The sequence below is a fragment of the Ramlibacter sp. genome (assembly GCF_035706265.1).
In the GTDB taxonomy this organism is placed as follows: domain Bacteria; phylum Pseudomonadota; class Gammaproteobacteria; order Burkholderiales; family Burkholderiaceae_C; genus Ramlibacter.
Genome location: NZ_DASSVG010000587.1, coordinates 1 through 5,381, shown reverse-complemented (window position 1 = coordinate 5,381; position 5,381 = coordinate 1). Strand labels below are relative to the sequence as shown.

Below are 5,381 nucleotides of genomic sequence, written 5' to 3'. Positions count from 1 at the left end.
CCGCGGCAACACCCGCGCGCTGCTGTTCCGAGCGCTGGAAGACGTGCGTGCCGACCTGGCCCAACGCGGCGAAGCTGCCGCCCAGCTGCAGCGCACGCTCCAGGCCCTGCAGGACGTGCTGGGCGCCTACGACGGAAAACTCCCGAGCGCGAACGAACTGCTCGGCGACCCGGTGAAGGAGCGCGTTTCGCGCAACCTGCTCAAGGGTTGAGGCGGCTCACGTCAATAACGCAACGTTGCCGCCGGCCGCGGCGGTGTTCACAGTGACGGTCTGCTCCGCGCAGAAGCGCGCCAGGTAGTGCGGGCCGCCGGCCTTGGGGCCGGTGCCGGACAGGCCTTCGCCGCCGAAGGGCTGGACGCCGACCACGGCGCCGATCATGTTGCGGTTGACGTAGACGTTGCCGATGCGGGCCTCGCGCGCCAGTGCCTCGGCGCGGCTGTCGATGCGCGTCTGGATGCCCAGCGTGAGTCCGTAGCCGATCCGGTTGATCGCATGGATCACCGCCTGCGGATCGCCGCCCCAGCGCGCGATGTGCAGCACCGGGCCGAAGATCTCGTGCTTCACGTGCTCCACGCCCGCCACTTCGAACGCCTGCGGCGTGATCAGCCGCGTGCGCGGATCGAAAGGCGAAGGCGGCAGCAGCGCCTTGGCTTCGCGCTGCAACCGCTGCAGGTGGCGCTGCAGGTTCGCGAACGCGTCATCGTCGATCACCGGGCCGATGTCGGTGCGCCATTCGGCCGGGTCGCCGGTGACCAGCTCGCGTGCCGCGCCCACGATCATCTCGATCACGCCGTCGGCGATCGCTTCGTGCACGCACAGCAGGCGCAGCGCCGAGCAGCGCTGGCCGGCGGAGCGGAAGGCGCTCTGCATCACCGCGTCGACCACCTGCTCCGGCAGCGCCGTGGAGTCGACCAGCATCGCGTTGATGCCGCCGGTCTCGGCGATCAGCGGCACGATCGGCCCCTCCTTGGCCGCCAGCGCGCGCTGGATCGTGCGGGCGACCTGGGTGGAGCCGGTGAACACCACGCCGGCGATGCGCGGCTCGGCGACCAGCGCGGCGCCGATCGTCTCGCCCAGCCCGTGCAGCAGCTGCAGCGCGTCGCGCGGCACGCCGGCGCCGTGCAGCAGGCGCACCGCCTCGGCGGCGATCGCCGGGGTCTGCTCCGCCGGCTTGGCCAGCACCGTGTTGCCGGTGACCAGGGCCGCCGCGACCTGGCCGGTGAAGATCGCGAGCGGGAAGTTCCAGGGGCTGATGCAGACCCAGGCGCCGCGGGCCGTGAGGCGCAGCTCGTTGCTCTCGCCGGTGGGACCGGGCAGGGCCACCGGCTGCAGCAGGCGTTCGGCCTGCTGGGCGTAGTAGCGCAGGAAGTCGACCGCCTCGCGCACCTCCGCCACGCTGTCGCCCCAGGCCTTGAAGCCTTCCTTGACCAGCAGGGCGCACAGGCGCGGCAGGTCGGTCTCCATCGCGTCGGCGGCACTGCGCAGGATGGCGGCGCGCTGTTCCACCGGGGTGCGCGCCCAGTGCTCGCCGGCCGCCAGCGAGCGCTCGACCGCCGCGGGCACGGCGGCGACATCAGTCATCGCCATCATCGGCACCGTCGTTGAAGCCAGGGCCTGCTCCAGCGGTTCGCGCATCGATGCCACCGCGAGGTCGAGCCCCGCGCTGTTGCGGCGCCCCGGGCCGTAGAGATCCGGCGGCAGCGGCAGCGAGGACACGGGCGCCAGGTGCAGCGGCGACTGCAGCAGTTCGTCCAGCCCCACCGACTCGTCGGCGAGCTGGTGCACGAAGGACGAATTGGCGCCGTTTTCCAGCAGGCGGCGCACGAGGTATGCGAGCAGGTCGCGGTGCTGGCCGACGGGCGCATAGACGCGGCAGGCCACCTGCGGGTCGTGCAGCACCTCGCGGTAGATTCCCTCGCCCATGCCGTGCAGGCGCTGCAGCTCGAACGCTGCGCCGTTGCGCCGCGCCATCTGCAGGATCGCTGCGATGGTGCCCGCGTTGTGGGTGGCGAACTGCGGGTAGATCACGTCCTTTGCCTCCAGCATCGCCTTGGCGCAGGCGAGATAGGAGATGTCCGTGTGGTGCTTGTGCGTGAACACCGGGTAGTGCGGCAGCCCCAGTTCCTGCGCGCGCTTGATCTCGGCGTCCCAGTAGGCGCCCTTGACGAGCCGGCACATGAGGCGCAGGCCGTGCCGGCGCCCGATCTCCGCCACGTGCGCCACCAGCTCCTGCGCGCGCGTCTGGTAGGACTGCAGGGCGAGGCCGAAGCCCTGCCACTGCGGCGTTTCGCGTGCCACCTGCGCCGCCAGCGCCTCGAACACGTCCAGCGAGAGCTCGAGCCGGTCCACCTCCTCGGCGTCGATGGTGAGGTTGATGTTGAAGTCGGCGGCCTGGCGGCACAGGCCCCACACGCGCGGCACCAGCTCCTGCAGCACGCGTTCGCGCTGCAGCGCCTCGTAGCGCGGATGCAGCGCGCTGAGCTTGATCGAGATGCCGTCGTTGGCCTCGACGGGCTGCGCCGGGTCGACCGCGGCGCCGATGGCGGCGATCCCTTGCCGGTAGTGCTGCAGGTAGCGCTCGGCATCGGGCGCGGTGCGCGCCCCTTCGCCCAGCATGTCGTAGGAGAAGCGCAGGTTGGGCTGGCGCCGGCGTGCCGCCGCCGCTTCGTGCATGGCCTCGGCAATGTCCTGCCCCAGCACGAACTGGCGCCCCAGCAACTGCACGGCCCGCAGGGTCGCGGCCACCACCGTGCGCGCGCCCAACCGGGCGAACAGGCCGCTCTCGCGCTGCCCGCCTTCGCCGTGCAGGAAGCGCTTGGACAACGCGATGGCGCTGGAGGACAGGCGGGCCAGCGCGCTGTCGGGGCTGCCTTCGAAGTCGGCCCGCGAGAGCTGGTCGGCGGTCAGCGCGATCGCCGTTTCCGCGTCCGGCACCCGCAACAGCGCCTCCGCCAGCCGCATCAGCGCCAGCCCTTCGGCGCTGGAGATCGGGTACTCCTTCAGCAGGCTTTCCATGGCCCAGAAGGGCGGCGGGTGGCGGCGCACGCCGCGCACCCAGGGCGTCGCGACCAGGGCGGCGGCGGCCCAGTCCAGCGCGCCTTGCAGCGCCTGCAGGCGCCGGGCGACGACCTCGGCCTCGGGCCGGTAGGGGAAGGGCAGGCGTTGGGCGGACATGGTGAACCGGATGGTGAACCATCCGGGCGCCCGCGGGGTGTAGTGCGAAGGTTTCGGGCCTGCGCGGCGACTCAGGCGGGATAGCTCCGGCGGCCGAAGATCGCGGTGCCGACCCGCACCATCGTGCTGCCGGCGTCGATCGCCGCTTCCAGGTCCTCCGTCATGCCCATCGAGAGCGTGTCCAGCGGCAAACCCTCCCGCCGCAGCTGCTCGAACAGCTCGCGGGCGCGCTGGTGCGGCACGAGCTGGGCGGCGAAGCCTTCGGCCGGCTCGGGAATGCTCATGAGCCCGCGCAGGCGCAGGCGGGGCAGCTCCAGGATCGCGCGGCCCAGCGCCAGTGCCTCTTCGGGCGCGACGCCCGACTTGTTCGCCCCGCCGTCGACGTTGACCTGGATGCACACGTTGAGCGGCGGCAGCTCCGCCGGCCGCTGCTCCGCCAGCCGCTGCGCGATCTTGAGCCGGTCCACCGTCTGCGCCCAGTCGAAGTGGGCCGCCACCAGCCGCGTCTTGTTGCTCTGGATCGGCCCGATGCAGTGCCACTCGACGTCGAGGTCGCCCAGCAGGGCCTGCTTCTCCACCGCCTCCTGGATGTAGTTCTCGCCGAAGGCCGTGGCGCCGGCCGCATGCGCGACGCGCACCGCGTCGGGCCCGTAGGTCTTGGAGACGGCAAGCAGCGTGATTTCGTTCACGTCGCGTCCGGCGGCTGTACAGGCGCTTGCGATCCGCTCACGCACGGTCTGGAGGTTGGCTGCGATCGTCGTCATAATGGTTCGGCCCAGGCAGCGCGGGGCTCGCGCCTGGATGACCATTCCAGAAGAGGAAGTACGAGGGATTCGTGGATATTACCCAGCTGCTCGCGTTCAGCGTGAAGAACAAGGCGTCGGACCTGCACCTCTCCGCCGGCCTGCCGCCGATGATCCGCGTGCACGGCGACGTGCGCCGCATCAACGTCGACCCGATGGACCACAAGCAGGTCCACGCGATGGTCTACGACATCATGAACGACTCGCAGCGCAAGCAGTACGAAGAGTTCCTGGAGTGCGACTTCTCGTTCGAGATCGAGGGCCTGGCGCGCTTCCGCGTCAACGCCTTCAACCAGAACCGCGGCGCCGGCGCCGTGTTCCGGACCATTCCCTCCAAGATCCTGACGCTGGAGCAGCTCAACGCCCCGAAGATCTTCGCCGACCTCGCGCTCAAGCCGCGCGGCATGGTGCTGGTGACGGGCCCCACCGGCTCGGGCAAGTCCACCACGCTGGCGGCCATGATCAATCACCTGAACGAGACGGAGTACGGCCACATCCTGACGGTGGAAGACCCGATCGAATTCGTGCACGAATCCAAGAAGTGCCTGGTGAACCAGCGCGAGGTGGGCCCGATGACGCTCTCCTTCGCCAACGCGCTGCGCTCGGCCCTGCGGGAGGACCCGGACTGCATCCTGGTGGGCGAAATGCGCGACCTGGAGACGATCCGCCTGGCGATGACGGCGGCGGAAACGGGCCACCTGGTGTTCGGCACGCTGCACACCTCGAGCGCGGCCAAGACCATCGACCGGATCATCGACGTCTTCCCGGCCGAGGAAAAGGAGATGGTGCGCGCGATGCTGTCGGAGTCGCTCCAGGCCGTGATCTCGCAGACCCTGTGCAAGACCAAGGACGGCAGCGGCCGGGTGGCGGCGCACGAGATCATGCTCGGCACCTCCGCCATCCGCAACCTGATCCGCGAAGCCAAGGTGGCACAGATGTACTCGGCGATCCAGACGGGCAACAGCGTCGGCATGCAGACGCTGGACCAGAACCTGGCGGACCTGGTGAAGCGCAACATGATCACCCCGGCCGAAGCGCGCAGCAAGGCCAAGATCCCCGAGAATTTCCCCGGATAAGGAAGGCGCGCCACCATGGAACGCGATCAGGCAACCAAGTTCATCAACGACCTGCTGAAGCTGATGATCGGGCGCAACGGCAGCGACCTGTTCATCACGGCGGAATTCCCGCCGGCGATCAAGGTCGACGGCAAGGTGACCAAGGTGTCGCCGCAGCCGCTGTCGGCCGGACACACGCTGGCGCTGGCCCGCTCGATCATGAACGACAAGCAGGCCGCGGAGTTCGAGCGCACCAAGGAGTGCAACTTCGCCATCGCGCCGCCGGGCGTGGGGCGCTTTCGCGTCAACGCCTTCGTGCAGCAGGGCAAGGTGGGCATGGTTTTGCGG

Annotated in this window: 4 protein-coding genes and 1 pseudogene; 3 read left to right on the top strand and 2 right to left on the bottom strand. The window is 70.0% G+C overall.

What is annotated here, in order from left to right:
* Window positions 1-211: hypothetical protein (locus VFM98_RS21110; RefSeq protein WP_325111857.1), on the top strand; the 211-nt coding region annotated here is incomplete at its 5' end.
* Window positions 212-217: 6 nt separating this feature from the next.
* Here the strand turns inward: VFM98_RS21110 and VFM98_RS21105 are convergent.
* Window positions 218-3,175, bottom strand: coding sequence for an L-glutamate gamma-semialdehyde dehydrogenase (locus VFM98_RS21105; RefSeq protein ID WP_325111856.1), 2,958 nt, complete (start codon window positions 3,173-3,175; stop codon window positions 218-220).
* A gap of 71 nt (window positions 3,176-3,246) precedes the next feature.
* The gene (locus VFM98_RS21100; protein ID WP_325111855.1) at window positions 3,247-3,939 is read right to left on the bottom strand and encodes a YggS family pyridoxal phosphate-dependent enzyme; all 693 of its coding nucleotides are present in this window, start codon (window positions 3,937-3,939) and stop codon (window positions 3,247-3,249) included.
* Between the two features lie 71 nt (window positions 3,940-4,010).
* Between VFM98_RS21100 and VFM98_RS21095 the strand changes: the two genes are divergently transcribed.
* Both VFM98_RS21095 and VFM98_RS21090 read left to right on the top strand, forming a co-directional pair.
* On the top strand, window positions 4,011-5,054 hold the full coding sequence (locus VFM98_RS21095; protein WP_325111854.1) for a type IV pilus twitching motility protein PilT: 1,044 nt from the start codon (window positions 4,011-4,013) through the stop codon (window positions 5,052-5,054).
* A 15-nt stretch (window positions 5,055-5,069) separates the two neighbouring features.
* Window positions 5,070-5,381 (top strand): annotated as a pseudogene (locus tag VFM98_RS21090) (type IV pili twitching motility protein PilT); the annotation flags it as partial.

What these genes read in the sequence shown, in the direction of transcription:
- VFM98_RS21105 (WP_325111856.1), bottom strand. Translation starts at nt 3,175, where the DNA reads ATGTCCGCCCAACGCCTGCCCTTCCCCTACCGGCCCGAGGCCGAGGTC.
- VFM98_RS21100 (WP_325111855.1), bottom strand. Translation starts at nt 3,939, where the DNA reads ATGACGACGATCGCAGCCAACCTCCAGACCGTGCGTGAGCGGATCGCA.